Raw genomic sequence first — 24,656 nt, forward strand, 5'->3', positions numbered from 1 at the left:
ATCTCTGTGCCGGCTCCGGTGTCCCCGCCGCCCGCCGTCCCGCCGACCCGCCGACCTCGAAATCGGTACCGCCGCCGCCCGCCGTCGCGTATGAAGGGGCGGTGAGCGAAACGGAACTGCGCGGTGGGAACACCGTCGGAGCGGCGCGGATCGGCGATGTGGTGCACAAGCGGGCGGCACCGTGGACACCGACGGTGCACGCGGTGCTGCGCCATCTGGAGGCCGCCGGCTTCGACGGCGCCCCGCGGGCTCACGGTTTCGACGCCGAGGGTCGCGAGATGGTGACCTACCTGCCCGGCGAGGTGATCGGCGACCGCGTCCCGTGGCCGGACTGGGCGTTCGCCGACAAGACCCTGACCCAGGTCGGGCAGTGGCTGCGCCGCCTCCACGACCTGACCGAGGACTTCCGGCCGCCGGAGGGCGCGACCTGGTTCGCCGGTGGCGAGATGCGCCCCGGCATGGTGGTCGGCCATCAGGACGCGGCGCCGTACAACGCGGTGATGGACGGCGACCGGCTGGCCGGCTTCTTCGACTGGGACACCTCGGGCCCGTCGTCGCGCGAGTTCGACCTGGCGTTCTCCGCCCTCTCCTGGGTGCCGCTGTACTCCCCGGGCGCCGCCCACCACCTGGGCTTCCACCACCCCGAGGACCGTTCCCGCCGACTGCACCTGCTGCTGGACGCGTACGGCTACACCGGCGACCGCGCGACCTTCGGCACGGTGGTGGTCCAGCGCGCCCGCCGCCAGTCCGAGGTGATCCGCCAGATGGCCGCCTCCGGCGACCCGGCCGCCACCGCCCTCCTCCCGGTGGCCGACAACCTCGCCCGCTCCGCCACCGAGGTCGAGTCCCTCCCCGCCGACTTCTGGCACGGATGACAGCGTGCGCACCGTCTTCGCGTTTCCGGCCGGCAGACGTGCGGACACCGTCGCCCTGCTGACTCACCCCCGCGACGGCCTCTACATCAGCATCGAGGACGAAGGAAACGGCACCCTCTACGTCGACTGGGACCCGGACGAGCTGGCGGTCCTCGAAGAGGCCGTAGGGCATCGCCCCGGCTGGGCGGTGCAGATCGACATCTCCGGCCGCATCGACGGCACAGCCGAGGTCCACGACCTGCTCGCCGTACTGCTGGCCGACGGCGGCGTGGCCTTCGACGACTACACCACGCACGCATGGACCCTGCCGGAGATCCAGAACGGAACAGCCGTCGACGGCCTCCGCTTCTTCGACTTTCACACCTACCACGCCCGAAAGCTCGCCAACGACCGTTAGCGGCCGAGGCCCGATCCTCACCTCCGGCCCTTTCAACGGACAAGGACGGCGTCCGCCCCGCCCGACCGTGGCTCCCTGTGGCCACACAGGCGACCCACTGCGACCACCCGCTGTGCCGCGACCACCGGGTCGACCCGCCCACTCACGCTGTGCCGCGACCACCGGGCCGACCCGCCCACTCACGCTGTGCCGCGGCCACCGCGTCGACCCGCCCACTCATCCTTTTCGCGAGCGCGGAGGGCGGCACTCACGGTCGTTGATGGCCGCATTCGAGATCGGCGCCGTCGAGGTCGGTGACCCATCCTCCGGCGCCGTTGAGGTACACCTGGATCGAGCCGGGCTGGTAGTTGACCTCGAACGGCTCGTCGCCCCTGAGCGTGCCCGGCCACGGCGACTCGCCATCCGACCGGCCGGCAGTGTGAACGACCAAGGATTCACCGGGCCGCAGCCAGTAGTCACGGCCGAAGGGCTCGAGCACCACTTCGAGCGGTCCGTCGCTGTGGTTGCGGATCGGCAACCCGACCCCGGTCTCAGCCATCCACGCTCGCCGTCCTCAGTGATCGCCGTCTTCAACGCCCTTCTCACCGCGACCGCAACCAGGCGTCCTCGGCGGCGTAGTCGAACCAGCCCACCGGATCCGAGACAGGCGGATGATCGACCAGCCACCGGATCTCGGCTGAGAGGTCCCCCACCGGCACGTAGCCCAGAGCAGAGGCCGCCCGGGTGTCCAGCACGATCCCCGGCAGCCGATGGAACGGGTGGCGACCCAGACACGAGTGGGAAAGCAGCACCTCCTCCCAGAAATGACCGAGGTGGGCCGCGACGAGCCGGGAGATGGCGCGGCCGTCGGGCGCGGACGGGTCGGCGGCGTTGAGGACGCGCCTGCCGGGAACGTCGGCGACACGGGCGACGAGTGCCGCGATGTTCACGGCGGCGGACGGGTGGTCGACGCCACGGCCACGGCCGGCGAGCAGCACGGCGGGCCGGCGGTCGAGCACCCGTTTGACGAACCACCAGGTCCGGGCCGGGACGGCACCCTCTCCATGGACCTTGGAGGGCCGCAGCACGGTGACCGGGGCGCCACTGTCAAGCAGGACGTGTTCGGCGGCGACCTTGTTGGGACCTTGACATCCTCGCCGCCCTATAGGACGGCGATTCCAGCCGCGCTGCGCGGGGTGCGCGCAGTGTTCTGGTGGGTTACCGCTTCACTGCGCGCTGCCGGGACGGGTCCTGGTCTTATGTGCGCTCGACGGTCGTTTAGCCTGTCCGCCCGTCCGGCGGCCAGGATGTTGATGGCGGCGTTGACGTCCCGGTCATGGTGGCTGCCGCAGGGGCAGTCCCATGCCCGGACGGTTAACGTCATCTTGTCGTTGATCCGGCCGCATGCCGAGCACATCCGGGTGGACGGGAACCATCGGTCCACCCGGGCGAACGTGCGCCCGTAACGTGCGGCCTTGTATTCCAGCATGGCGGTGAAGCTCGCCCATCCGGCGTCGTGGACGCTCTTGGCGAGCCTCGTGCGGCCGAGTCCGGCAACGCACAGGTCCTCGACGTACACCGCTTGGTTGTCGCGGATGATCGTCGTGGACAGTTTGTGCTGCCAGTCGCGGCGCGTGTCGGCCACCCGCGCATGAGCGCGGGCGACCTTGACAACGGCCTTCCTGCGACGGTTGCTGCCCTGGGTCTTGCGGGACAGGTTCTGCTGCAGCCGCTTGAGTTTGCGGGCGGCCCGGCGCAGGAACTTCGGGGCGGTCACCTTCGTGCCGTCGGACATGACCGCGAAGTGGGTCAGCCCCAGGTCGATGCCGACCTCCGAGTCCAGCTCGGGCAGGTTCTCATCCTCGGTCGTGGTGACGACGAACGAGGCGAAGTACCGGCCGGCCGCGTCCTTGATCACGGTGACCGAGGAGGGTTCGGACGGCAGGCTACGCGACCACCGCACCTTGATGTCGCCGATCTTCGGCAGCCGTAGACGGCCGTTGTCGAGGACCTTGAACCGGGCGTTGCGGGTGAACCGGATCGCCTGCCGGTTGTCCTTACGAGACCGGTACCGGGGTGGGCCGACCGTGCGGCCCTGGCGTTTGCCGGACAGTGAGGTGAAGAAGTTGCGGTACGCGGAGTTCAGATCGGCGAGGGCCTGCTGCAACACCACCGCGGACACCTCACCCAGCCACGCCCGTTGGTCGGTCTGCCTGGCCTCGGTGATGACCCGCTTCGACAGGTCGCTGTCGGAGATGTACTTCTCGCCCGCCTCACGGGCCTGCCGGCGCAGCCTGAGCCCGTCGTTGAACACCACCCGGGCGCACCCGAACGCTTGCGCCAGCGCGGTGCACTGGGTCGCGTCCGGATAGACCCGGTATTGGTAACGGAGCTGCACGATTACCACCGTATCATGTTGGTCTATGGCTGGACTTCAAGGAATCCGCACTGGCAGGCACTGCACTTTCGCGATGCATGTTCACTTGGTTTTCGTGACGAAGTTCCGGCACAAGGTGTTCACCGACCGACATCTGACCCGGATGGAACAGATCATGCGGGACGTCTGCGCCGACTTCGAAGCGGAACTGGTCGAGTTCAACGGCGAGAACAACCACGTCCACCTGCTGGTCAACTTCCCGCCCAAGATGGCCGTGGCCCGTCTGGTCAACAGTCTCAAAGGCGTATCCTCACGCCGCCTGCGGCAAGAGTTCCCCGACCTGGTACACCACTACTACCGGGCGAACAAGCTCTGGTCGGGTTCGTACTTCGCCGGGTCCGTCGGCGGCGCCCCACTGAGCATTGTGAAACAGTACATCGAGCAGCAGAACCGTCCCGGTTAGAGCACTGCTCGGGCCTTGACGGCCCTCCCAGCACGGGCCTTCACCCCCGACCTGAAGGCCAGAGCACTGGCCCGCATTCCGGTAGCAGGCACAGTCCACGACCAGCTCGTACTCGCCGGACGGACGGCCGCCGCGGTCGGTGGGCAAGGAACCGCCGGCCGGTTCGCCCGACGGCCAGGTGTCGCGGTCGGTGCGGAGGAAGTGGCCGGTCAGGTCGGCAGGCACCCGGCGCGGGTCGCGGCCGGTGACGGTTACCCGCCAGCCGGCACGGAGCAGATGGCGGGCGACGGCACGGCCGATCAGACCGGTGCCGCCGATGACGAGAGCTGTTCGCACCGTTTAGGTTGTACCGGTGACCGATCACGTCGCGCCACGCTGGGAATCCTCGGCGCTCGTCGTCATCGACATGCAGGCCGATTTCACCACGATCGGCGGCACCGTCGAGGTGGCGCCCCGGGTGGACGAGCTGGCGGCCGCGTTCCGGCGAGCCGGGCGACCGATAGTGCACATCGTGCGGCTGTACCCGCCGGGCTCGTCCGATGTCGATCTGCCACGCCGTGGAGCGACCACGATCGTGGCGCCGGGCACGCCGGGCGCCGGACTGCTCGCCGGCCCGGCCGCACCGGTGGATCTGGACGCACGACTGCTGCTGAGCGGACGCCCGCAGGAGATCGGCGACCACGAGATCGTGCTGTTCAAGCCACGATGGGGCGCCTTCTACCGGACCGTCCTCGAGCAGTGGCTGCGCGACCGCGGGGCGGACACGCTGGTTGTCTGCGGTTGCAATCTGCCGAACTGCCCGCGGGCGACGCTGTTCGAGGCGAGCGAACGCGACTTCCGTACCGTTCTCGCCACCGACGCGGTGTCGCAGACCAGCGCCGAGCGCCTCGCCGACCTGGCCGGGATCGGCGTCACCCTGGCCACCACCGAGGAGATCACCGAGCGGCTGAGCGCGACCTGAGCGCGGCTCAGGCCGATCACAGCGCCTCCCTCCGAGGATCGATAGACAACGATCCCTTTGGTACGGAGGAAGCGATGCCCCGGTCCCGAAAAGCCCTGGCCCTGGCCGCCGGAACACTGTCGGTACTGTGCCTGCCGACCGCCGCCGGCGCCGAACCCGACTCGCACGTCTCCCGTCTGCACGGCTCGGCGCTGGTGCTGTTCCCGCCGTCGCCGGACGACGTGGTCCGGTTCACGGTGGACGCCTACGCCCGGCACGACGATCCCGGCCCCTACCCGACCGCGTCCTGGGGAACCGCCCACCTGCGGCACTATTTCGCCGGCCACGACCAGGAGATCTGGTACTCGATCAGGGTGGACTGCCTGATGGCGTCCGGCGGCCAGGCGACGGTCACCGGGGAGGTCGTCGACGCGTCCCCGGGTGGCGAGAAGCTGTTGCACACCCGGATCGGTTTCAGCGTCGCCGAGCGGGGCCGGCGGGATCTGGTCGGGTTCACCGGCGGGGCGAGCCCGTACCCGGAGGACGCGAAGGAGCTGCGGATGTGCACGGCGCCGCCGCCGTTCTTCACGACCCGCGACGGCGGATATTCGGTGAGCGGGGCGATGCACTGGTGACGCAGGTTGCCGCCGTGATCGACGACGGGCCGGGGGAAGGTCCTTCAGGGCGACCATGGACGCTGCCTTCCCTCAGCGGCCCGGAAAGCCGCCCAGGTTCCACACCCGGATGGTGGTGTCAGCGCTGGCCGTGGCCAGTAGGTTGCCCTCCGGGTGGAATGCCACGCCACGGACGCTCGCCGTGTGGCCGGTGAGCACGCCCACCAGCCGGCCCGATGCCGTTTCCCAGATCCGGACGGTGCTGTCATCGCTGCTGGACGCCAGCCAGTCGCCGACCCGCCGATAGGCGACCTTGACCGCGATGTCGGTGTGCCCTTTGAAGACCGCCAGGGCCTTTCCGGTGGCGACCGACCACAGCCGCACCTTGCGGTCCTCGCCGCAGCTCGCGAGCACGGTGCCGTCGGGGCTGAAGGCCACTCCCCAGACGGCGCCGTCGTGACCGGAGATGACCCGCGCCGACCGGCCGGTCGCGGTCTTCCAGACCCGGATCCTGCCGTCCTTGCCCGCTGATGCGAGCAGGTTGCCGGCCGGGTTGAAGGCGACGCCGAGCACCGGCGAATCGTGGCCGGTCAGGGTGGCCCGGGCGGTGGTGGCGCCGCTTTCCCACAGTCGTACCGTGCCGTCGTAGCTTCCACTGGCCAGGGTGTCTTCCCGGGGGCTGAAGGCGATCGTCTCCACCCAGTCCTGGTGGCCCTTGAGGTCGCCCAGTGGCTGGTGGGTGTCCGTGTCCCAGAGCTTGATCGTCCGGTCGCCGGCGGAACTCGCCAGGATGGTGTCGGCCTTGTTGAAGGCGAGACCCCATACCGCGCCGGTGTGGCCGTAGAGGGCGCCGACCTTGTCCCCTGCCGGGGTCCACAGGCGGACGGCGCTGTCGCCGCCGGAGCTGGCCAGCATCGTCCCGTTGTGGTTGAACGTCACGCCCCATGCCTGCTCGGTGTGCCCGGCCAGGACCGTCGACGGCGGATCGGCCGTGCCGGCGTCACTCGCCGGCCCGGCCGTCGAGCCGTCTTTCCGGTCGCTCGGCGGGTCGTCTCCCCAGCGGCGGAGGAGGACGGTCGCACAGCCGATCACAGCGGCCCCGGCGGCCCCGCCGAGCACCCTCCGCCGACTGAGGGGCGAGGTCGGCGTGGCGGTGTCCGGTGGCGGGACGGTCGTGCCTTCCGCGCCGGGCGCCGGCGAAGCGGCTCGGCGCACCGGCTCCGCCGCCTGGACGGCCGGCGCTGGGACCAGCGTCGTCTCGGCCACTACCAGCGATCCTTCGCCCATGCGGAGCTTGCGCGGGCGTTGCGGAGACGGCCCTTTCACCACGTGGTGGTACACGTACTCGTACAACTCGTCGACGGTGATCCGGCCGTCCCGGTTCATGTCCGCGGCGCCGGTCCCGATCCCCGCCACCACCGCTTCGGTGAAGTAGGAAAGGCGTATCACCGCCGAGCCGGTGTCCTCGAAGCTCGCATCCCGCTCACCGGAGGCGGTCAGCACCGCGACCCCGCTGCCTTCCGGCGCACCCTGCACCAGTACGTCGACATCGGCCTCGCCACCGGAGCGGGCCTGCATTCCCGCGATGAATCCACCGCTGAAGCAGCAGTCGACGAGAACCACCGTGGACTTGGACCGGCTCGCCGAGATCTGATCACGGACCCACTCCGCGGCCACCGCGGTCGCCCCCGGATACCCCTGCTCGGTGTCGCTGAAGGCGAAATGGAGTCTGCCCTGCCTGTCCCGCAGTCCGTGACAGGAGAAATAGACCATGTTCAGGGCGTCATCAACACGCGCCTGTTGCAGGAACGTCTCCATGGCGAGCTTGGCCTGCTGTGTAGTGCAGTCAATATGAGACGGCACCTCGCTGTACCCGGCTTCCCGCAGGACCCGGCGCAGTTCCCCGACATCGCGGCGCGGGGACCTAAGGTCCGCCAGTGCGGCGTCGGTGTAACTGCCACAGCCGATCAACAGCGCTCTGCGCCGCGGAAGCGCTGCTGTCACAACCCGTCGTCCATCCGGCGCAGAAATGCCGCCACCAACACGTCGCGCTGCGCTTTCGACACCCGCCCTTGGAACCGGTTTCCGTCGATCTCTATCACCACGTCGCTCGGCTGGCGGCTCAGCCACGACGAGACGACACCCATCAGGCTGTCGGCCACCGTCGGCGCCAGGGTGACGGCCAGCGCGCCGACCGCGACCAGGACATCGGATTTGGCGCCGGCCGGGGCCTTGCCGACGGTGGCCGGCTCGGCGCCGGCCACATCGGTGTCGAGAATCTCCCGGAGCAGCTCAGAGGTCAGGTCTGCCACGCCGTCGTCGTCCAGACCGGAGCACGTCACCCGCACATGGATCCGGAGCTGTTCCATGAAGATCACCATTCAGTCAGTCGATAACGCGCCCACGGTGTACTGGCGGACACGCGGGCCGCGGCCGGAGTCGCGGCGCTTCGGCGTACCGGGAAGGGTCTTGATCTTGATCGGGAAGCGCGGCGGAAAATGATTTGACGCCACCGATATTCTGATCCTCCGTGCTTGCGGTAGGCAGGTGAGCCGGGAGGGGCCATGCCCTTCTCGACACACAGGAGCCGCAATGCGCCGGGCGCCAGCCCTCTCCTTCCTTCTCGTCACCGTCTTTCTCGACATGCTCGGCCTCGGCCTGGTCGTGCCGATCCTGCCCGCCCTGATGACGGCCGTCGCCGCCGACGTGACGGCCGCCGCGTTCTGGTCCGGGCTGCTCGGCTCGGTGTACGGGCTGCTCCAGTTCGTCCTGTCTCCGCTGCTGGGACGGCTCTCCGACCGGTACGGCCGCCGCCCGGTCCTGCTCGTCTCGCTGGCCTGTCTCGGCGTGGACTGGCTGGCCCACGCCGTCGCGCTGAGCCCGTGGCCGCTGCTGCTGTGCCACGCGCTGGCCGGGGCATTCGCGGGAACGAACACCGTTGTCAACGCGTACATCGCCGATGTCACGCCGCCGGACGAGCGGGCCCGGGCGTACGGGCTGATCGGCTCCGCCTTCGGTCTGGGTTTCGTGGCCGGGCCGGTGCTCGGCGGGCTGCTCGGCGCGGTCGACGTGCGCCTGCCGTTCTTCGCGGCGGCCGCCCTGTCGCTGGCGAACGTCGCCTACGGCTGGTTCGTGCTGCCCGAGTCGCGGCCCGGCGACCGCACCACCGCGCTGACGCTGCGCGCGAGCAACCCGTTCGGGGCGATCGCCGTGGTGCTGCGGCGGCCGGTGCTGGGACGGCTCGCCTACGCGCGGCTCTGCTCGGACGTCTCCCGCATGATCTTCCAGTCGGTGTGGGCGTTCTTCCTCACCTACCGGTTCACCTGGAGCACCGCGCACGTCGGCACCGTGATGGCGGCATCCGCGCTGGCCGGGGCACTCTTCCAAGCCCGGGCCGTCGGCGGAATCGTCCGGCGGCTCGGCGACAAACGCGCCGCGGTGGGTGGCGGCCTCATCAGTGCGACAACCCTTCTCGGTACGGCGTTCGCCGCGCAACCGTGGCAGCTCTACACGATCCTGGCCGTCGGGGTGCTCGGCTCGGTCGGCGGGGCGGCCGCCCAGTCGTGGATCTCCCGCACCGTGGGCGACGACGAGCAGGGCACCGTGCAGGGCGCGCTGACCGGCATCGGGGCGGCCGCCGAGACGGTGGTGCCAGTGGTAGCGGGAGTCGTTTTCGGGTCGTCACTGGCGTACGGATCAGCGGGGTTGATCTTCGTGGTGGCCGCCGCGTTCGCGGGGTGGTCCGTGCTGATCACCGCACGTTGCTGATCATTTTCCGCAGCACCCGCAGCGTGGTCACGTAGTCGGCGTCGTCGATGCCCTCGTGGATCCGAGCGCGGATCGCGGGGGCGTGGCTCTTCATCCCGATCCGCGCCTCCTCGCCTTGCGGGGTGATCCACCAGCGGCCGTCGTCCTGGCGAAGCCAGCCGCGCTCGGCCAGCGCCGCCGCCTCGGCGGCGAGATCGTCCTCGGGCCGCAGGTAGTCGCTCATCGCCTGCCGCAGCTCGGGGACGGTCCGGCCGCGCCCGTCCGGAGACAGATCATTTACGGACAGGTTCCGCAGCAGCCAGAACTGCGGCTGGGTGAATCCGGCCTCTGCCTGGCGGGCCCGGGTGAAGGCGATGAGCGCCTCATAGGCGACACCGGTCCAGTATGCGGCGGGCTGTCCGGCGAGTTCGGCATCGGTGAGCTGCATGTTGACGACCGTAGAACCTCAATCAATGTTGAGGTCAACGCTCGGGCATGATCTATACATGGATCTTCCCTTGCACGATCCGCTGTTCTGGGCGCGGTACACGTTCGCCTACGAGGACGAGGACCGCGTCGGCGAACTGGCGGACCAGATCGAGGACGTCGAACTCGATGACGACGACGAGGACATCGAGGGTGTCGAGGTGGTCTTCGACGTCGGCGGCGGCTGCCGCCTCGTGCTCGACGTCGCCCTCGAACTCGACCACCACTCGCTGGAACTGATCGTGCCCGGCCTCACCGAACCCGCCGAGCTGGGCTGGGACGACCTGGACATGTGGCATCCGCACGCGCTGCGCTGGTCCGAGCTCGACCTGATCTGCCGCGCCGTCGACCCGGAACCCGGCCCGGCGCTGGCGCTGCTGTGCCGGTTCGCCGCAGTGTTCGAGGACGACGACGTGGACGCGGCCGCGGCCGCGGTGGACGCCGCCTACGCATCGCTGCGCCCGGAAGGCTGGACCGGCTACTGGCCGAACGCCGCCGACTGGCTGGAACGCAACGACCTGCGCGGCCAGGCGGTCACCTGGCACACCGACGGGCAGGGCCGGCACTGGGCAACCCAGAAGGACTGGCACCAGAAGAAGGACTTCTACAGCACCCGTCAGGGGCCGGACAAGTTCCCGCACGACGAACTGCGGACCCTGCTCCAGGCGGCACGCCGATGATCCGGGCCGTCATCATCGACGTCGACGACACGCTGTGCATGACCGAGGCGGCGTCGTTCGTACTGGAGAACGAGGTCCTGGCGGCCATGGGCCGTCCGCCGATGACCCGCGAGCTGCACCTGGCCACGTGGGGTGACCCGCTGCTGGAGGCCATGCCGAAACGCTCCCCCGGCCTCGACCTGGACGTGTTCGGCACGCTGTTCCAGACCATCATGGAACGGCATGTGGCCGAGGGCCGCCTCGACGTCATCCCGGAGGAGAACCTCCGGGCGCTGGACGCGCTGATCGAGGCCGACCGGTCGGTGCTGCTGCTCACCTCCCGGGCCGAGTCGGAGGTCCGGCACATGCTGGAGCCCGGCCACGCCGTCGCGAGCCGGGTGTCCGGCGCCTACCACCGGGACAACACCCGGTACGGCAAACCCGACCCGCGCGCCTTCGACGAGTTGCTGGCGCACACCGGGCTGTCGCCGGCGCAGTGTGTCTACGTCGGCGACTCGCCCGGTGACGCGGTGGCGGCCGGCGGCGCCGGGATGGCGTTCATCGCCTGCATGCAGAGCGGGGTGCGCCGCCTCGAGGACTTCGACGGCCGCCACGTGACCGCGACGATCGACGCGTTCCCCGAGGTGGTGCCGGTGGTGGAGCGGCTCAGCCGAACTCCGGGCTGACCCGGAGCCAAGTAGTACAGCAGAAGGACGCCGGTTCGAATCCGGTCGGCTTCGCCGCCTGTGCACCCGTAGGGAAGGCCGACATGCCCGGTTGCTGCCCCGCCTACCAGCTGCGGGCGTCGATGTGAACGCCAAGGACGTGGAGGGCAGCACCGCGCCCTACCTGGCTGTCGTCCACCGCTGGCCAGCCCGGCGAACGCGGCGGGCGCAGCTCCTGTCGACGGGTGCGCGCTGCGCCTGACGTTTACGGCGCCCGCGTTCGGCAACGCGAGACAGGTCGTCACGGCCAATTAGGCCGATCTCAGTAGATCGGCGGCCAGCAGCACATCGGCAGGTACGGCCTTGCGGCTCTCGAAGTCCTTCGGGCGCAGCAGGAGCTGCCGCTGGCCATATCCGATCTCGGGCCGCAGCGCCCTCTCGAGGAAGCGCCGGGCCTTGGTCGCCACCTCGGACGCATCGTCCGCCAGCGCGGCGAGGGCCCGTTCCACGGCCGCCTCGGCGTCCGGCACGTACACGTAGTCGTCGCCCGCCGGCAGTTTCTGCGCGGACAGGTCCACCCCGAACCGGAAGCTGACCTTCACCAGCTCCGCGCCGGTGAAGTCGTTACCCCGGATCTGGTTGCGCTCGCGCAGTACGAGCTCGCGGTAGCCGGCGGGCTCCGGCCGGCCTTGACGGGCGAAGGAGCGCAGGGAGCCCTCATACCAGCTCTGCCCATCGGGCGGAGCACCGTTGAGCGTCAGCCCGGTGATCCGCCCGGTGAACGTGCAGTCCACGAACTCCAGGTAGTCGGCGCTGGGCCGCACGAAACGCGCATTGTGGAACGTACAGCCGGTAAAGCGGACAAAATTGCCGAGGAAGGTGAGCGCCGCCCGGTCGAACGAGCAGCCGGCATACACCGACTGCTCCGTCCCCGCGCCGAACGACGCGTCACCCACTTTGATCCGGTCGAACGTGCACTTCTCGAAGGTGGACCCCTGCGCGCTGAACTTCACCAAGCTCAGCCCCGAGTAGTCGGCACCCACCACGTGCTCATGGTCGACGCTGATCCGCTCCATTGCCGTCACTGTACTGAGCGGCGCGATCACGACGGCGGGAAGTTGTACTTGGCTGCGGGTGCCTCGCTATGGCTGATCGGCCTCGACAGCCTGTTCACCGCGGTCCACCCGGCACCCCGCTGGCCACGTCATAACCACTGAAGGCAGGCGGCTCGGCACAGGCCACAACCCTCTCCTGCCCGAACGGCCGCACCCCGGAGCAAGCCGATCACACAGTCGGCGATTTCAACCCGTCCCGAAACCACCCAATACCGAAACCCTTTGCTAACCCACTTATCGAATAGAGTGCGACCGTGCACCAGCCCACGTGCTCAACGGTCCTCACTCGTTGAGCCGAGACACCTTAACCAATACGCTCCGACCGGCCAACGACACGCTCGTAAGAGGTAGGAAAAGGTGAGCCGAGGACAGCCTCGCGCGCCGAATCGTTCGCATTCTTCGCGTAAACCAGGAGGAAGGACATCGCATCGGCCCCGTTGGCGAACAGCCGGCCGCACACCTGCTCTTCGATCCAGGTCCACACCTCGCCAGGCACGTTGAGCTCCGCCCATTTGCGAACCAGCCCCTCGACAATCGAACAAGTGTACGATAGGGGCTTCGCTGGGCCGCGACGAGCATCAACGCCAGGGACGAACACCATCGGCTGACGGCTCTAGCTCGGGCAGAACCACGCAGCTAGGCTCCTGAAACCTTGCAGGGCCAACGTCGTCCCGACCTAGAACGAAACACGCTGCACGAGGAGCGAACGTCAATGGGTCGGGACTTGCTGGGATTCTTCTCTTGGCTTCAAGGTCACGAGATCTGGTTCATCGCCATTACGGCCTGCACCCTCCTGCCGGCCTGCCTTCACAGGCTGGAGCGCCTCTGCATCTTCGTTCTCGCCTTCTGGTCCCGTAAGCCAGGCACCAGACACTTCGCCCGCAAGGTCTACAAGGTTATGCTTCGTGCCGATCGGCATGGTCGGCACGAAACGCTAGCCAATAGCAGCGTCGCCGAGGCAAAGAAAAGTGGCAACCCGACCAGCAAACGATCATGAAACATGGCCTTTCATAAAGCAGCCCAGGCCAGACCGGAAAGGCGAACCTGGTCACCACAGCTTGCGGGATCGGGGTTTCGCGTCCACTCAACAGTGGGCGGGCATGCTCATGGGCGAGGCCGTCGAGGAACGCAGGATCGTCACCAACCCTGCCGACGACTCCGCCCGACCGCCGACCTCAAACCTGAGCGCCCTTGGGCCACGGAATTCCAAGTCCTCGCCATCGCCAACCACCTGGGCCCGGCGGAGGCCACCCTGGTCATCACCGCCGCCTACACCGGCATGCGCCGGGGTGAACTCGTCGGGCTGCGACGGCAGAACTGCAAACCCGACGACGCTCGGATCCTTATCGACCCCGATGCAGGCGCCGCCTCGTCGACGGCTTGCAGCAACGCTGGGAGAACACCGGCAACCCGCACCCCGAACGATGACCACTTTCCCGGCACGGTCGGGCGGCCCCGGTTCGCGGCGCCCGGTCAGCCGAACTCCAGGCTGACGCGGTGTCCGCTGGACGGCCAGGCGGGCACGCTCAACCGCGTCCGTCCCGCCCCGCGTTCCTGCGCGGTGATCTCCACGGTCCTCCTGGGGCGCGCGGGAATGAACAGGTCGACGCCGGAGATGAACGGCTGCGCGATGAACTCCGGCAACGGCGCGGTCAGGTCGGTGACGCCGTCGCTGCCGTCGTCGAAGGCGAAGACGCCGATCACCCGCCGGTTGTGCGGGGCGGTCGCCGGGTTGAGGATGTCCTGCCCGTTGATCCACAGATGGTCGCCCTCGCCACCCCACCACTCCTTCTGCCGCTGGAACGTCAGCGCGGTGTGCCGGTCGCTGGTGTCGACCAGAGCGCCCAGGCCCTCGCCGGGCCGGCTGGTGAGCAGGCGGACGAACGTGTCCGTGCGGCGGAACGGCTCGAAATAGAAGTGGTGCACCGACTGCCCGGCCCGGAGCAGGGCGAACTCGTACCGGGAGTGCGGGTCGAGCGGCACCGGGCCGAACGCTCCCCCGGCGCCGACCGCGATCCGCGCCACCGGCCGCCCGCGGAGTCGCCGCCCGGTCGCATGGTGGACCGGGTAGATCTCCAGCTCGGCGTCGGTGACCCCGGCGTTGCTGGGGAACAGCACCGCGCGGCCGGAGACGTGCGCGATCCGGGTGGATCGGACCTCGGTGGTACGGGGACCGCAGCCCCGCAGGAAGCCGTGGATCGCCGTGAAGGACTCGGCCGACGACACGGTCTGGGTGTGCGACTGCTCCGGGAAGGAGACGTTGGTGGCGCCGACCACGGTACGGGCCGGGTCGCCCTCGCCCCAGATGGCCAGCGTCGGGACCCCGCCGGGCAGCGCCGCCGCGGGCCGGCCGTCCAGGTTGACGTAGTGCGCGACGCGGGCGGCCCGCTCGGGTGAACTGTTGAGGTAACCCTGGGTGACGTAGGTGCCGAGCGAGTGGGCGAGCAGGTCCACCCGGTCAGCGCCGCTGGCGGCGAGCAGGCGGTCGATGCGGGCATCGAGGCCGGCCCACACGTCGGCGAGGACGGCGACGATGTTCGGGGAGTCGTACTCGTGGGCCTCGATGATCCCCGCCGGGTAGCCGTTGCCGGCCAGACGTTTGGCCTGCACCCGGAACTGCATCGCGGAGCCGGCACTGCCGTGGATGAAGATGACCGGCCGTGGTGCGGCCGGGTGCGCGGGCGCACCTGCTCCGGCGGCGGCGTGTACTGGCGCCCCTGTTCCGGCCCCGGCGTGCGCGGGCGTGCCCGTTCCGGCCGCGGCGTGCGCGGGCGTGCCTGCTCCGGCGGCCGCGTGCGCCGGTGCGCCGGTTCCGGCGGCGAGCGCGGCTCCGGCGGGCAGCGCGATCAGCGTTCGGCGAGTAATCCCCATCGACTCTCCCGATAGACAGCGGTGATTATTGCACTGTGAGTGCGATTATTGCCGCTGTCTATCGGTCACACCAGAGCAGGGACTCCGGAATCGCAGTTCACCGTCATCGTGACCAGCCGGTTGCCGTGCTTGAAGGTGACCGATGGGGCCGCCGCCGGGCCGGGATCGGCGGACTTCACCTTGTACGAGCCGGCCGCCTTCCAGGAAAGGATCTCCGCATCCCCGCCGGAGTGACAGGTGGCCACCACGGTGCCGCCCGCCGACGAGAGGGTGCGCTGCACCGGCGCCGCCGTGGTGGTCGTGGTGGTGACCTCGACGGTCGGCGTCGGCGCGGCGGTGGTCGTCGTGGCCGTGGGCTGCGCGGCCGGCGGCGCCGTCACCGTCGGGGCGACCCCGGCCGGCGGTGCCGGTTTCGGGTTTCCGGCGCCCGGCGTCACCTCCCGGGTCGAGATGATCTTCGTGCCGGTCGCGGCGGTGCGCGGCGCATGGCTGTTCTCGGGGCTCACCGCCGACGGTTGCGCGGCACCGGCGGATTCCGCCGCGACCACGGTTCCGGCCGCGCCGTCCGCGCCGTCCTCTCGCAGAAACAACCAGCCACCGGCGCCCGCGGCGATGAGCAGCGCCGCCGCAACCGCCCAGCGGGTCACCCGTGGGCGGTCGCGGGCCGCCGGTTCGCCACCCTGCGCTGCCGGTGCAGGCGGTCCGGTCAAGCCGTCCTCCGGCTCCACCACCACCGCCTTGAACGGCTTGAGCGAGTGGGCCGAGTCAACCAATCCAACCGCATCGACTGCATTGACTGGGTCGACTGCATTGACTGCACCGACTGGGTTGACTGCATTGACTAGGTCGACCGAGCCGACCGGGCCGAGCCGGCTGACCGGATTGACTGGGCTGGCCGGATTGACTGCATTGAGCGGACCCACTGGGCTGAGCGGACCCACTGGGCTGAGCGGACCCGCAGGGCTGAGCGGGCCGACCGGGCGATCTTCCGGCAACGGGCGCAATCCGGCGCTCTGCGAGAGGATCTCGGTCGCCTCCTCAGCGCTGGGCCGCTGGTCCGGGTCCTTCGCGAGACACCGGTTGCACAGGTCGATCACCCGGTCCGGCACCCCGTCCACCGGCGGCAACGGCAGCGGCGGCACGTAGAGGTGCGCCTCCAGCATCTGCCGGGTGTTCTCGCTGTTCCACGGCGACCGCCCGGACAGCATGAGATAGAGGACGACACCGAGCGCGTAGACGTCCGACGCCGGCACCACGGCGTCGCCGACGAGCCGCTCGGGCGCCAGATAGGCGGGGGTCCCCAACAGCTCACCCAGGGCGTCGTCATCCGCCCCGGACGGCGCCGGCCACTCGGGCCGCGCCGCCGCGGCGATCCCGAAGTCGACCACCTTCGCCCCGGTCGGCGACAGGATCACGTTGCCCGGCTTGATGTCGCGGTGCACCAGCCCTTCGGCATGTGCCGCAGCCAGCGCCGCCGCGATCTCCGCCCCGACGCGCATGGCGAACCCGGCCACCACCGGCCCGGCGGACAGCCGTTCCAGCAGCGTCGCGCCGGTGACCAGCTCCATCACCACGTAGGGCAGCACCCGTCCGGCGATCTCCACCTCGCCGTAGTCGTGCACATGGGCGATGTTCGGATGCGACAGCGCGCCGGCCGCCCGGGCCTCGAGACGGATCCGTTCCCGCGACCGGACGTCCACCGCCTGCCCCGGTTTGATCATTTTCACGGCGACGGACCGGGCCAGCACCGAATCGTGCGCCTGCCAGACCACCGCCATCCCACCGGTACCGATCGGCGCCAGCAAACGGTACCGGCCACCCAGCACCAGTCCTGCTCGCGCGCCGTTCTCCGATGCACCGCCGGGATCATTCATTCCCGGCATCCTGCCGTGATCCGCGCCGATTCGCATCCCACGTCGAGACAGCCCTTGGTCATTCGGCCGCAGTTGGCAGTGATCGGGGGTCTCCTAACGTTTCGTGGGCCGGTTTCCGGATCGTCCGGGCAGTGGCGAGGCAGAGTCCGGGCAGTGGCAAGACAGAGACGGCCACGGCGCAGCATAGCGATGGCGATGAGCGCGTTCGCGAGGTGGTGACCGTAGCCCCGGCGGGCCGGACTCCTCGCCGGCCCCGGCGTGTCCCGCTCACCCAGCGCTGCACACCTGGACCCGGCGGTGCCGGCACCACGGTGCTTCGGCAGATCGCCGATCTTCTGCGAAGAGTGCACCAGGGCGTTTCCGGTGAGCCCGCCGAAGGTCGGCGACGTGGTCGCCGTTCTCGACGTGGGCGGTCACGGGGAGCGTGGGTGAGCGGCGGCAGGGCCGAAAGCGGACACCCGGGCCGGCCCGCCCGGGCACCGATCTGAGCCCGGCGGGCGCGGCACAGGCGCGAGCGGGCAGCCCGCTCGCGTGGCAGGGCGGAACGGTCCACAGGAACGGGACGGCGTCGGGCGTACCGAAATGTTTGGGTTCAAGAGCCGACGCCGAGGCTCATGGTCTTGCCGATCGGGTCGAGATCGAACGTGATCAGGCCCTGCTGGACGGCGGTGAGGCCGGCCAGGACGGCGGTGGCCTCGTCGGCCGACTCCGTCTCCAGGAACAGCACGACGCCGGGGACGTCGCCCACCTTGAGGGCATATTCGGTCACCACGCGGTGACGCACCAGGTTCCATGCCGCCGCCGAGAACCCGTGCTCGTCGAAGAATTCGGCGAGCTGGCTCGCCGTGACACCGTCTGCCGGACGGGAGTTCGCCATGAACCGCATACCCACCATGGTCGGCGGCCCGAGGGAGACGGGTCCTCATCCGTCGTGGGTGAGATCCGCCAGCGTGATTTCGATCAGCGCCGCCAGATCCCGGTCGTGCCCGGCGGCCGGCACCGCTCGCAGCGCGGCGGCCGCAGCCGGAGCGAGAGCAGGATCCGCCCTGGCGGAAGTGCCAATGAGATCGATACTGCTGTATATATCCGGCTTTGGGCCGTCGACGTGAAGCACCGCCTCGCAAAAGGAGTGTCCACCCGCGACGGTCCGCCGGATCCGGTCCATGTCGAACGTGCCGATCTGCTCGTGAGGCGGCAAGGTCACCTCGGCGGCACCGATCAGCGACGTGGACCCGGTCGATCTCGTCATCGAGGACGCCCACCTACGCGCGGTCGATGTCGCGGAGGGCGAAGCGGAGGTGTTCCCACTCCTCGGCGAGGATCACGTGCAGGCAGTGCAGGACCGGCTCCTCGTGGTCGGGGGACCAGGGGACGACGCGGGGCTCGGCGAGCACGTCCGGGGTGGCGGTGGCGAGGAAGTCGCGGACCATCGCCTGGCGTTCGGCGCGGACGGCGAGGACTTCCGGGTACGACGGGGGCTCCTTCACAAAGATGGACAGGTCGTAGCCGTCCGATTCATATTCGACGTGCGGCTGGCCGAACCGGTGGAACGGCTCCGGACGGCGCAGGATGCCCTTGCCGAGCCACGCGTCGGTGGCGAACGCCAGGTGGCGCAGCGTCTGCGCGAACGACCACTCGCCGTCGACCGACACGTCCGCGGCGCCGGGCGGCATCGCCGCGACCTGGGCGAGCGCGGACCGCCAGGCCGCCTCGACCGCCGCCCACGCCGCCCGCAACCCGTCCGGATCGGTCGCCGTGCGCAGGTCACGGCCCGGGAAGCGGCGGTTCAGCTCGGCCTCGACCAGCGGCGCGACGTCCACGCCGTTGACCAGCAGCGGGCCGTCGGCGAGCCAGGGGGCGTCGATGTCCAGCCCGCGTACGTCGACGCCGCGCATCACGGCGCCGGCCAGCGTCGAGCGTTCGAACCGGGCACCCCGTAGGTCCTGGTCGGCGAATTCGGTCACCATGTGTCCCCGTCTCCTTGGTAGTGCCAGCCCTACCTCCGAGGGGAGGCGTACACCATGGTTCAGAGTCTCTCCGATTCGTACGGTCGATGGCAGCACACCGACGGGGAGGAGAAACCATGGCGGACCATCTGATGCCGCTGATCTGCTCGCCGTGGCTGTATGTGATCGTGGCCGTGGCCGTGGCGGTCGACGGATTCCTGCCCGTCGTGCCGTCCGAGGCCGTGGTGATCGGGCTGAGCGCCCTGTCCACGGCCGGGTCGCCGCACCTGCTCTGGCTCTTTGCGGCGGTGGTGGCCGGCAGTGTGGCCGGTGACCGGGTGGCCTACCTGATCGGCAGCCGGGCGGGCGCCCGGATCAGGAACCGGGGCCTGGCGGTCGCCCGGGCGCGGGCCGAGCGGGCCCTGTCCCGGTACGGTGCGGCCGCCCTGCTGGCCGGCCGGTTCCTGCCCGGCGGGCGTACCGCCACCACCATGACGTCCGGCCAGGTGGGGCTGCCGTCGGGGCGGTTCCGGCTGTTCACCCTGGTGGCCGGGGTGGTGTGGGCGGGGTACACGATCGGGCTCGGGCGGTTGGGTGGTGCCCGGTTCGCCGACTCGCCGCTGCTCGGCGCCGCGTTCGGGATCCTTCTCGGTGGCGTTCTCACCGGGATACAGACTCTCGTGGGCCGGGGGTCAGAGCGGCGGGCGGCGGCCGGACCAGACGCACGTCCGGCGGCGCAGCAGGCCGTCGGAGAGGGGCAGGGTCAGCAGCCGCTCGCGGAAACCGGCGCGGTAGGGGTCCGGCAGATCCTCGATGAAGGCGCGGTACCCGTGCGACAGCGCCCACGCCCACAGTTGCGCGGTGTCCTCGAAGACGATCTCCACCGTGGCGTGCTCCTCGTGCAGGTCCACGAAACCGGCCCCGTCCAGCAGGTCGGCCGCGTCGATCGGGGAGCCCAGACTGCCACCGGGCGGGATGTGTGGCGCGAACTCCAGGAACAGCGAATCCACCCGGTCGGCCAGTGGGGACGACCAGACCGCCGGTTCGGCGTCGTGGTGGCGGGCGCTGCCGCCGGTCAGTGAGAACCGGCCGCCCGGGCGCAGCACCCGGAAGGCCTCGGCCACCCCGGCCGGCGGCGAGTCCAGCACATGGATCACGAAGGAGGCCGCCACCTCGTCGAAACAACCGTCCGGCAGGGTCAGGGCCTCGGCGTCCATCACCCGGGCGTCCACCCCGGGATGGTCGGTGGCCAGCAGCGCGACCATGGTGGGCGCCGCGTCGACGGCGGTCACCAGGCATCCCCGGGCGAGCGCGGCCGCGGTGAGGGCGCCCCGGCCGGCGCCGAGATCGAGGAACCGGCTGCCCGCGGGTGGGCCGAGCACGTCGACGATGGCCGCGCCGTACTCCGCGAAGAACGGCACCACCGTGTCGTAGTCGGCCGCCACCCGATCGAAGATCCTCCACGTCGATACCATGCCGCCATCCGACAACGCCGCCGCCACGGTGGCAACCCGACCGGCGGGCGCGGCTGTCGGCGGAGCCTCACCCGCCGCGGTGGTGCTTCTTCACGAAGGTGTAGCCGGGCTCCAGCGTGAAACCGTCGATCTCCTCGGTCTCCATGGCCTGCTGATGCAGGTTGAGCTGCTTCTTCGACGCGTTGGCGCCGGCCGGCAGCCGCCGGACGAATCCGCTGACCCAGTGCGCCCGATGCTCCCCGCCGGCGCCGTCGCCGTGCTCGCCGGGCTCCCCCGGCAGCGACGCCGGCTCGACCAGCGGCGCGTAGAAGAGCAGGTCGAGGGTCTCCTCACCGTCGACGGCCGGATAGTTGAGCTCGCCGTCCGGCCCGGTGCTGCCGGCCACCCGGGTGACGTAGCCCTCCCGCAGCAGCTGGTCGACGGCGTTCCGGAGCAGGAACTGCCCCTTCTTGCCACGGCCCAGCCCGCAGTGGGCCGGCAGTTCGGCCTCGGCGAAGACGGCGCTGCCGTCCTCGAAGACCCGGCCGAGCCGCCGCACCGCGTTGAGCACCTGACCGCGATTGGACACTCCCGGGTCGAACTCGCGGGTGATCACCCGAGGGTCGTACTCATGGAAGTAGTCGACGCCGTCCACCCGCATCGGCTCGTCCAGCGTGACGGTCCGCAGATGCACCTGCTGGTCCCGCACGCTGATGGTGACCAGCACCCCGGCGTGCAGGTCGGCGGGCCAGGCGATCCCGGTGAGCCGCCACCCCGGGTCCTGGACGACCCCGGCCTCGTACGTCTCCCGGCCGGGCGCCATCCCCAGCGCCCGATGGTCGAGCACCACGGCGACCGTCTCCGGCAACGTCTCGCCGAGATCGTCGGGCAGCGGGCACACGGCCTGATCCAGGTCCGCCCGCACCAGGGGAAACCTGCGCGTTCTCACGCAGAGAAAGATACCTCCCACCTGGTCAGGGCAGCCCGTCCGCGTCGTCACGCCGGTCGCCACCACCGTCACGCGCGGTTTCACCACAGGATTGTCCTTCAGCGCCGCGACAGGGCAGGATGGCCAGAAGTAGAACGCGTTCTATATCGGGAGGGGCGCCATGACCATCCGTGACCTGGCACGGCGATCGCAGGCGGCGGCCGGGGCGAAGGACCGCGAGGGCTGGCTGGGGCTGTTCGCCGAGGACGCGGTCGTAGAGGACCCGGTCGGGCCGTCACCGCTGTGCCCGGACGGTCGAGGGCATCACGGGGCGGCGGCCATCGCGAAGTTCTACGACACCGTGATCGGGATGGTCGACGGGATGCGCTTCGAGATCGAGCGCTCCTACCTGTGCGGTGACGAGGTCGCCGACGTCGGCAGCATCCACATCACCCTCCCCGGCGGTCAGGCCGCCCAGGTGAACGGCGTCTTCACCTACCGGGGCGACGGCGCGGGCCGGATCGCCGCACTGCGGGCCTACTGGGAGTTCTGACCCGCTACTCGACGGACTGGGCGAGCTGCGTGGTGACCATGTTCCAGCCGTCGAAGAAGCCGAGCTTCTCGTGCCGCTCACGGGCGGACGGGTCACCGTGCCGGACCACGACCCGGTAGTCGGTGCCCTCCGGATGATCGGCCAGCACGATCTCGGCGGTCATCGGCACCGGCGCGGGCAGGGCCGGCCGCCAGGCGCTGTCGATCGCGTTGGTGAAGACGATCCGTTCCAGATTGTCGACGACCAGGAAGATCGCGTCGACGTGCGGGACGAACGCCACGCCGTCCTCGCTCATCCGGGTCACGAGGGCGCCGCCGGGCCGGGCCTCCAGCCGGTCGACGACGCACACCATGGGCGCCGGAATGAACCACTTCGCGAAGCGGTCCGGGTCGGTCCAGGCGCTCCACACGACGGCCCGCGGGGCGCGGATGGTCCGTTGCAGGGTCAGGTCCAGGTCGGGGTTCATGACGGATCCTCCTCGGTGCCGGCGACGAACTGTTCGAGCCGGTCGGTGCGTTCTTCCCAGATGCGGCGCTGCTCGGCCAGCCAGTCCTCGGCGAGCGCGAGACGCTCCCGGTTGAGCACACAGGTGCGGACCCGGCCGGCCTTGCTCGTCCGAATGATCCCGGCGGATTCGAGCGCCCGCACGTGTTTCAGGAACGACGGGAGCGTCATCGGGAACTCGCCGGCGAGATCACCCACGCTGGCCGGGCCGCGCCCGAGCCGCCGGATGACCCCACGCCGCGTCGGATCGGCAAGGGCGTCGAACAGCCCGTCCAACTGAGCCGAATACTGTGCCACGCGGCTAAGTATTGCCCGGCCGGATAGTTAGCGCAAGGGCTAACTATTGAAACGCCGGCAAGGCCACACCGACATGAACCACATCCGGTACGCGTGTCCTCGTCGCCGTCTCACCAGGGCCGTTCCGTCCGCCCGGCCCCTCTCGCTGCCCGCTCCAGCCTGTGCCGCTCCCGCCGGGCGTAGACCGGTGGGACACCCCCGCATGTGCCGCCGCTCGCGCCGGGTGGGTGGTTGCGGTCGTGCTCGCCAGGCACCCTGGGCGCCGCTCCCGGCCGTCCCGCCGCTCACGCCGGGTGGGTGATGGCGCTTGGTGCCGGTCGCGCCACAGGAACCCGCCGGAAGTCACTCACCGTGACCGTAATCTTGGGGTATGTGAGGGTGCGTGGTACATCCGTGCTGTTCTGGCTACCTTTATCCTCCACAAGAGCCGGTGAACCGGCTTCATCGCTCACGCGGAGTTCCGGCCGGCCGGGCTTTCGGCGGTGAACGCACACGAAAGCCGCCACGTGGGCGGCCATCGCCCCGATAGGGCACGTAGGCGACCACGACACCGCCACCGTGCGCGCCCACCCACCCTCAGGCAAGCGCGACCACCCGCACCGGGCGACCGGCGTGACGGCCGCAAGCGGGCAGCCCCGTTGCCTGGCCAGCAAACCGCAACCACCCACCCAGCCCGACCGGCGCAACGGCCGCAAGCAGGCACCCCGTGCCTGGCCAGCACAACCGCAACCACCCACCCGGGCGACCGGCGCTACGGCAGAGGGCAACCCGGGAGCCCGGCCGGCAACACCGCGACCACCCGCCCAGCGTGACCGAAAGCAGGGGCACCCGCCCAGGCACCGATCTCCGCCCGGCGGGCGCGGCACAGGCCGGAGCGGGCAGCGAGATCGCGCCGACCGGACGGGACGGCCCTGATAGAGGCGGGACGAGGACACGCGTACCGGGAAGGAGTTCTAGCGTGGGGTCTCCACGCCCGCGCTGGACGGCTCGGGTTCGCCGGACAACTCAGGCGGGAGGGTCATCGCGTTCGGGCCGCCGGCGAAGGGGGCCAGCGCGGGCGGGGTGAGGCTCCGTACGGTGACGCCGTCGTCGAAGCCGCGGTGGTCGCAGCCGGAGTAGCGGACCACGATCTCCGAGACGCCGGCGGCCGAGCCCACCCGCAGCACGATCGTGTCGTCGCCGTAGGAGACCTCGGGCAGGCACTGGTCCGCGTGGTCGGGGCCGCCACCGGCCGGGGCCGCGGCGATGACCTCGACCGCCCGGGCGGCGGCCGCCCCGTCCAGACGCAGGCTGGACTCCAGCATCGCCGGGGCGCCGAGCATGTATTTGCAGGCCGAGACCGTGGTGACGGCCCGCAGCGAGGTGATGTCGACAGGGTTCGACGGGCGGGCCGCCGGGCTTCCGCTGATCGGGTGGCGGGCCGGGCAGCCGTTGTGGTCGACGGTCACCTGGTGGATGGTGGCGGAGATCCGTTCCCGCCACGCCGGCGGGGCCTGCACGATGACCTCCACCCCGGCGAGGCGGACCGTGGTGCGGTCGTCCTGCACCTCGGTGCCGTCCGGGGCGCCGGGGTCGGTGGGCTGGAATCCGACGACCCAGCCGGTGTTCTCGATCAGGGTCTCGCCCTCACCGCAGTAGATGGCCGGGACGATGCCGCTGGGCCGGGCCACAGCCGGCGGCTGGTCCTCGCCGGCCTTGATGCAGAAGGCGTCGACCCGCAGGCCGCGTTCCGCCCATTGCCAGTCGCCGGGTACGCCGACCTGGACGCCGCCGTACGACTCCCACCGCCAGCCGCCGGGCAGTGTCCCCGGGGCGACCGGCGCCGGCGGGTCCGCGACCGCCTCGCTCGCACACCCGGTGAGCAGCAGCAGTCCGGCCATGGCCAGCGTTCGCACAGCGCGCATGACATCCC

General features: G+C 70.2%; 27 protein-coding genes and 2 pseudogenes. 10 read left to right on the plus strand and 19 right to left on the minus strand.

From position 1 onward, the window contains the following. Window positions 1–101: 101 nt before the first annotated feature. Complete coding sequence (locus BJ964_RS36670) at window positions 102–875, plus strand: phosphotransferase (RefSeq protein ID WP_188124937.1); 774 nt, start codon at window positions 102–104, stop codon at window positions 873–875. Between the two features lie 4 nt (window positions 876–879). Next, the gene (locus tag BJ964_RS36675; RefSeq protein ID WP_188124938.1) at window positions 880–1,272 is read left to right on the plus strand and encodes a hypothetical protein; all 393 of its coding nucleotides are present in this window, start codon (window positions 880–882) and stop codon (window positions 1,270–1,272) included. 247 nt (window positions 1,273–1,519) lie between these two features. On the opposite strand, the gene BJ964_RS36680 is transcribed toward BJ964_RS36675, so the two are convergent. The 3 genes from BJ964_RS36680 to BJ964_RS36690 form a co-directional block, all read right to left on the minus strand. Continuing rightward, window positions 1,520–1,789: a hypothetical protein gene (locus BJ964_RS36680; protein WP_188124939.1), complete on the minus strand. Its 270-nt coding sequence runs from the start codon at window positions 1,787–1,789 to the stop codon at window positions 1,520–1,522. A 64-nt stretch (window positions 1,790–1,853) separates the two neighbouring features. Next, window positions 1,854–2,339 (minus strand): adenine nucleotide alpha hydrolase family protein, encoded by a 486-nt coding sequence (locus BJ964_RS36685; RefSeq protein ID WP_188124940.1) that lies wholly within the window; start codon window positions 2,337–2,339, stop codon window positions 1,854–1,856. Window positions 2,340–2,413: 74 nt separating this feature from the next. Further along, a complete protein-coding gene (locus tag BJ964_RS36690) occupies window positions 2,414–3,649 on the minus strand; it encodes an RNA-guided endonuclease InsQ/TnpB family protein (protein ID WP_188124941.1) in 1,236 nt (411 codons plus the stop codon). Between the two features lie 25 nt (window positions 3,650–3,674). On the opposite strand from BJ964_RS36690, the gene tnpA reads away from it, so the two are divergent. Further along, window positions 3,675–4,091, plus strand: coding sequence for an IS200/IS605 family transposase (gene tnpA / locus BJ964_RS36695; protein ID WP_188124942.1), 417 nt, complete (start codon window positions 3,675–3,677; stop codon window positions 4,089–4,091). Window positions 4,092–4,307: 216 nt separating this feature from the next. On the opposite strand, the pseudogene BJ964_RS47540 reads toward tnpA, so the two are convergent. Then, a pseudogene (locus BJ964_RS47540) lies at window positions 4,308–4,427 on the minus strand (NAD-dependent epimerase/dehydratase family protein); the annotation flags it as partial. 16 nt (window positions 4,428–4,443) lie between these two features. Here BJ964_RS47540 and BJ964_RS36705 point away from each other — a divergent pair. Together BJ964_RS36705 and BJ964_RS36710 are read left to right on the plus strand one after the other, a co-directional pair. Then, window positions 4,444–5,052: an isochorismatase family cysteine hydrolase gene (locus BJ964_RS36705; protein WP_188124943.1), complete on the plus strand. Its 609-nt coding sequence runs from the start codon at window positions 4,444–4,446 to the stop codon at window positions 5,050–5,052. Between the two features lie 74 nt (window positions 5,053–5,126). Then, window positions 5,127–5,666 (plus strand): hypothetical protein, encoded by a 540-nt coding sequence (locus BJ964_RS36710; protein WP_188124944.1) that lies wholly within the window; start codon window positions 5,127–5,129, stop codon window positions 5,664–5,666. A 72-nt stretch (window positions 5,667–5,738) separates the two neighbouring features. Here BJ964_RS36710 and BJ964_RS36715 read toward each other — a convergent pair whose 3' ends face one another. Then, window positions 5,739–7,649 (minus strand): caspase, EACC1-associated type, encoded by a 1,911-nt coding sequence (locus BJ964_RS36715; protein WP_188124945.1) that lies wholly within the window; start codon window positions 7,647–7,649, stop codon window positions 5,739–5,741. Continuing rightward, window positions 7,646–8,014 carry a hypothetical protein gene (locus tag BJ964_RS36720; RefSeq protein ID WP_188124946.1) on the minus strand — a complete coding sequence of 123 codons (369 nt, stop codon included), beginning with the start codon at window positions 8,012–8,014 and terminating at the stop codon, window positions 7,646–7,648. The genes BJ964_RS36715 and BJ964_RS36720 overlap by 4 nt, the downstream gene beginning before the upstream one ends. Before the next feature lie 223 nt (window positions 8,015–8,237). Here BJ964_RS36720 and BJ964_RS36725 point away from each other — a divergent pair, with 223 nt between their 5' ends. After that, window positions 8,238–9,413: an MFS transporter gene (locus BJ964_RS36725; RefSeq protein ID WP_188124947.1), complete on the plus strand. Its 1,176-nt coding sequence runs from the start codon at window positions 8,238–8,240 to the stop codon at window positions 9,411–9,413. Here the strand turns inward: BJ964_RS36725 and BJ964_RS36730 are convergent. Then, on the minus strand, window positions 9,397–9,840 hold the full coding sequence (locus BJ964_RS36730; RefSeq protein WP_188124948.1) for a MarR family transcriptional regulator: 444 nt from the start codon (window positions 9,838–9,840) through the stop codon (window positions 9,397–9,399). The genes BJ964_RS36725 and BJ964_RS36730 overlap by 17 nt on opposite strands. Window positions 9,841–9,898: 58 nt before the next feature. On the opposite strand from BJ964_RS36730, the gene BJ964_RS36735 reads away from it, so the two are divergent. Together BJ964_RS36735 and BJ964_RS36740 are read left to right on the plus strand one after the other, a co-directional pair. Further along, window positions 9,899–10,558 carry a hypothetical protein gene (locus BJ964_RS36735; RefSeq protein WP_188124949.1) on the plus strand — a complete coding sequence of 220 codons (660 nt, stop codon included), beginning with the start codon at window positions 9,899–9,901 and terminating at the stop codon, window positions 10,556–10,558. Then, window positions 10,555–11,223, plus strand: a complete 669-nt coding sequence (locus tag BJ964_RS36740) for an HAD family hydrolase (RefSeq protein WP_188124950.1) — start codon at window positions 10,555–10,557, stop codon at window positions 11,221–11,223. Before BJ964_RS36735 ends, BJ964_RS36740 begins: the two co-directional genes overlap by 4 nt. A gap of 290 nt (window positions 11,224–11,513) precedes the next feature. On the opposite strand, the gene BJ964_RS36745 is transcribed toward BJ964_RS36740, so the two are convergent. From BJ964_RS36745 to BJ964_RS36775, 7 genes are all read right to left on the minus strand, one after another. Then, entirely contained in the window at window positions 11,514–12,278 is a 765-nt protein-coding gene (locus tag BJ964_RS36745; protein ID WP_188124951.1) for a hypothetical protein, read from the minus strand. Between the two features lie 343 nt (window positions 12,279–12,621). Next, window positions 12,622–12,813, minus strand: coding sequence for a hypothetical protein (locus BJ964_RS36750; RefSeq protein WP_188124952.1), 192 nt, complete (start codon window positions 12,811–12,813; stop codon window positions 12,622–12,624). Window positions 12,814–13,790: 977 nt separating this feature from the next. Then, window positions 13,791–15,188 (minus strand): alpha/beta hydrolase, encoded by a 1,398-nt coding sequence (locus BJ964_RS36755; RefSeq protein WP_188124953.1) that lies wholly within the window; start codon window positions 15,186–15,188, stop codon window positions 13,791–13,793. Between the two features lie 65 nt (window positions 15,189–15,253). Next, window positions 15,254–17,062: a serine/threonine-protein kinase gene (locus BJ964_RS36760; RefSeq protein ID WP_188124954.1), complete on the minus strand. Its 1,809-nt coding sequence runs from the start codon at window positions 17,060–17,062 to the stop codon at window positions 15,254–15,256. 592 nt (window positions 17,063–17,654) lie between these two features. Further along, complete coding sequence (locus tag BJ964_RS36765; protein WP_188124955.1) at window positions 17,655–17,948, minus strand: hypothetical protein; 294 nt, start codon at window positions 17,946–17,948, stop codon at window positions 17,655–17,657. Window positions 17,949–17,984: 36 nt separating this feature from the next. Next, the gene (locus BJ964_RS36770; protein ID WP_188124956.1) at window positions 17,985–18,311 is read right to left on the minus strand and encodes a hypothetical protein; all 327 of its coding nucleotides are present in this window, start codon (window positions 18,309–18,311) and stop codon (window positions 17,985–17,987) included. A 13-nt stretch (window positions 18,312–18,324) separates the two neighbouring features. Next, entirely contained in the window at window positions 18,325–19,029 is a 705-nt protein-coding gene (locus tag BJ964_RS36775; protein ID WP_188124957.1) for a DinB family protein, read from the minus strand. Between the two features lie 131 nt (window positions 19,030–19,160). On the opposite strand from BJ964_RS36775, the pseudogene BJ964_RS49625 reads away from it, so the two are divergent. Then, window positions 19,161–19,538, plus strand: a pseudogene (locus BJ964_RS49625) (DedA family protein); the annotation flags it as partial. Between the two features lie 162 nt (window positions 19,539–19,700). Here the strand turns inward: BJ964_RS49625 and BJ964_RS36785 are convergent. Both BJ964_RS36785 and BJ964_RS36790 read right to left on the minus strand, forming a co-directional pair. Further along, the gene (locus tag BJ964_RS36785; protein ID WP_188124958.1) at window positions 19,701–20,483 is read right to left on the minus strand and encodes a class I SAM-dependent methyltransferase; all 783 of its coding nucleotides are present in this window, start codon (window positions 20,481–20,483) and stop codon (window positions 19,701–19,703) included. A 67-nt stretch (window positions 20,484–20,550) separates the two neighbouring features. After that, on the minus strand, window positions 20,551–21,411 hold the full coding sequence (locus BJ964_RS36790) for a hypothetical protein (RefSeq protein ID WP_188124959.1): 861 nt from the start codon (window positions 21,409–21,411) through the stop codon (window positions 20,551–20,553). A gap of 160 nt (window positions 21,412–21,571) precedes the next feature. Here BJ964_RS36790 and BJ964_RS36795 point away from each other — a divergent pair, with 160 nt between their 5' ends. Further along, window positions 21,572–21,943, plus strand: a complete 372-nt coding sequence (locus BJ964_RS36795; RefSeq protein ID WP_188124960.1) for a nuclear transport factor 2 family protein — start codon at window positions 21,572–21,574, stop codon at window positions 21,941–21,943. Window positions 21,944–21,947: 4 nt separating this feature from the next. Here BJ964_RS36795 and BJ964_RS36800 read toward each other — a convergent pair whose 3' ends face one another. From BJ964_RS36800 to BJ964_RS36810, 3 genes are all read right to left on the minus strand, one after another. Beyond that, window positions 21,948–22,409 carry an SRPBCC domain-containing protein gene (locus tag BJ964_RS36800; RefSeq protein ID WP_188124961.1) on the minus strand — a complete coding sequence of 154 codons (462 nt, stop codon included), beginning with the start codon at window positions 22,407–22,409 and terminating at the stop codon, window positions 21,948–21,950. Next, a complete protein-coding gene (locus BJ964_RS36805; protein WP_188124962.1) occupies window positions 22,406–22,744 on the minus strand; it encodes an ArsR/SmtB family transcription factor in 339 nt (112 codons plus the stop codon). The genes BJ964_RS36800 and BJ964_RS36805 overlap by 4 nt, the downstream gene beginning before the upstream one ends. A 953-nt stretch (window positions 22,745–23,697) precedes the next feature. After that, window positions 23,698–24,648, minus strand: a complete 951-nt coding sequence (locus tag BJ964_RS36810) for a hypothetical protein (protein WP_188124963.1) — start codon at window positions 24,646–24,648, stop codon at window positions 23,698–23,700. Window positions 24,649–24,656 lie beyond the last annotated feature (8 nt).

The organism is Actinoplanes lobatus, from assembly GCF_014205215.1.
GTDB lineage: Bacteria > Actinomycetota > Actinomycetes > Mycobacteriales > Micromonosporaceae > Actinoplanes > Actinoplanes lobatus.

Coding starts and splice junctions, on each gene's coding strand:
- BJ964_RS36720 (WP_188124946.1), bottom strand. CDS start 8,014: ATGGAACAGCTCCGGATCCATGTGCGGGTGACGTGCTCCGGTCTGGAC.
- BJ964_RS36710 (WP_188124944.1), top strand. CDS start 5,127: ATGCCCCGGTCCCGAAAAGCCCTGGCCCTGGCCGCCGGAACACTGTCG.
- BJ964_RS36785 (WP_188124958.1), bottom strand. CDS start 20,483: ATGGTATCGACGTGGAGGATCTTCGATCGGGTGGCGGCCGACTACGAC.
- BJ964_RS36745 (WP_188124951.1), bottom strand. CDS start 12,278: ATGGAGCGGATCAGCGTCGACCATGAGCACGTGGTGGGTGCCGACTAC.
- BJ964_RS36755 (WP_188124953.1), bottom strand. CDS start 15,188: ATGGGGATTACTCGCCGAACGCTGATCGCGCTGCCCGCCGGAGCCGCG.
- BJ964_RS36800 (WP_188124961.1), bottom strand. CDS start 22,409: ATGAACCCCGACCTGGACCTGACCCTGCAACGGACCATCCGCGCCCCG.
- BJ964_RS36735 (WP_188124949.1), top strand. CDS start 9,899: ATGGATCTTCCCTTGCACGATCCGCTGTTCTGGGCGCGGTACACGTTC.
- BJ964_RS36725 (WP_188124947.1), top strand. CDS start 8,238: ATGCGCCGGGCGCCAGCCCTCTCCTTCCTTCTCGTCACCGTCTTTCTC.
- BJ964_RS36730 (WP_188124948.1), bottom strand. CDS start 9,840: ATGCAGCTCACCGATGCCGAACTCGCCGGACAGCCCGCCGCATACTGG.
- BJ964_RS36775 (WP_188124957.1), bottom strand. CDS start 19,029: ATGGTGACCGAATTCGCCGACCAGGACCTACGGGGTGCCCGGTTCGAA.
- BJ964_RS36810 (WP_188124963.1), bottom strand. CDS start 24,648: ATGCGCGCTGTGCGAACGCTGGCCATGGCCGGACTGCTGCTGCTCACC.
- BJ964_RS36765 (WP_188124955.1), bottom strand. CDS start 17,948: ATGCGGTTCATGGCGAACTCCCGTCCGGCAGACGGTGTCACGGCGAGC.
- BJ964_RS36740 (WP_188124950.1), top strand. CDS start 10,555: ATGATCCGGGCCGTCATCATCGACGTCGACGACACGCTGTGCATGACC.
- BJ964_RS36770 (WP_188124956.1), bottom strand. CDS start 18,311: ATGACGAGATCGACCGGGTCCACGTCGCTGATCGGTGCCGCCGAGGTG.
- BJ964_RS36760 (WP_188124954.1), bottom strand. CDS start 17,062: ATGAATGATCCCGGCGGTGCATCGGAGAACGGCGCGCGAGCAGGACTG.
- BJ964_RS36795 (WP_188124960.1), top strand. CDS start 21,572: ATGACCATCCGTGACCTGGCACGGCGATCGCAGGCGGCGGCCGGGGCG.
- tnpA (WP_188124942.1), top strand. CDS start 3,675: ATGGCTGGACTTCAAGGAATCCGCACTGGCAGGCACTGCACTTTCGCG.